Origin of the sequence: Paenibacillus doosanensis (genome assembly GCF_025060755.1) — a bacterium.
Taxonomy (GTDB): Bacteria; Bacillota; Bacilli; order Paenibacillales; family NBRC-103111; genus Paenibacillus_S; species Paenibacillus_S doosanensis.
Genome location: NZ_JANYUY010000118.1, coordinates 1 through 1,439, shown reverse-complemented (window position 1 = coordinate 1,439; position 1,439 = coordinate 1). Strand labels below are relative to the sequence as shown.

General features: G+C 45.7%; 1 protein-coding gene. It reads right to left on the bottom strand.

Annotated elements, in window-relative coordinates:
• Positions 1 to 142 precede the first annotated feature (142 nt).
• Positions 143 to 1,357: an IS256 family transposase gene (locus tag N0M98_RS33620; RefSeq protein WP_259620504.1), complete on the bottom strand. Its 1,215-nt coding sequence runs from the start codon at positions 1,355 to 1,357 to the stop codon at positions 143 to 145.
• Positions 1,358 to 1,439 lie beyond the last annotated feature (82 nt).

The following is a 1,439-nucleotide window of genomic DNA, read 5'->3' as shown; positions in this document are numbered from 1 at the left end:
AACTCAGTTATACCCAAAGTTTGGAGCCGGGCTTGACATGGAGCCTCTAGCGGGCATGGCCTCTCGCGATTGGGCGATGCTGGAAAGTAGGCATCGCGAGGCTAACCAGCCTATCATGCCCGCCCTCTCCATGTAAAGTCCTTTAGCGGACCTGTACACGTTCAGGGAAGTGCACAGTGAGCTGCAACAGGATTTGTCCCCAATTTTGAACGCGTCCCGTCCACTTGCGGATAACGTCCATTGTCGCTAGATAAAGCATCTTAAGCAATGCCTCATCGTTCGGGAAAATGCTTTTTCCCTTTGTGACCTTGCGAAGCTGACGGTGGTAGCTTTCGATCATATTCGTTGTATAGATTAATTTTCGCAATTCTGGGGAGTATTTAAAGAAAGTGGCGAGTTCATCCCAATTGTTCCGCCAAGAGCGTACAATCAGTGGATACTGCTTGCCCCAAACCGCTTCAAATTGCTCTAATTCTTGCAGAGCCGCCTCTTCCGTTGGAGCCGTATAAATGGGACGTAACGCGGCAGTAACCTTCTTCAAGTCTTTGTAGGATACATATTTGATGGAATTTCGGATTTGATGAATCACACACTTCTGAATCTCGGTCTTCGGATAGCATGCGGCAATGGCATCGCTAAATCCTTTCAGATTATCGACACAGATGATCAGGATGTCTTGAATACCGCGGTTCCTCAGGTCGGTCAATACGCCCAACCAGAACTTCGCAGATTCGTTCTCACCGGTCCAAATGCCAAGCACATCTTTGTAGCCTTCCAGGTCAATTCCGATGACCATGTAGGCGGCTTTATTGATAATTTGCCCGTCCTGTTTTACCTTAAAGTGAATGGCATCCATGAATACAACCGAATAGACCGGCTGCAAAGGGCGGTTCTGCCATTCCTTAATCAGCGGCATGATTTTCGCCGTTACGTTTGAAATCATCGTAGGGGACACGTCAATACCATACAACTGATTCAAATGATCTTGAATGTCTCTTGTACTCATTCCTTTGGCATACATCGATATAATCTGATCTTCAATGCCGGTGACCTGCGTCTGATGCTTCTTGACCACCATCGGTTCAAACTCACCGAGTCGATCCCGAGGCACTTCGATTTCGATTTCCCCATATTCCGACGTTATGGTTTTGGAAGTATGCCCGTTGCGGCTATTGTTCGTTTTCTTATTTTTCACGTCATGCTTGGCGTAGCCAAGATCAGTTTCCAATTCTGCTTCCAGCATTTCTTGGAGAGTCTCCGCAAAAAGATCTTTTAGCGTTTTCTGGACATCTTCGACAGTTTTCAAATTATTCTCTTTGATGAATTGGCGGAGTTGATCTTTTGGTAGTAATTTCATGATGTGTTCTCCTCTCAACCCTTATGGGTTCTATTGTAATAGATTTAGGTTTGAGAGTTTACACAAACTATTTTACAGTCCC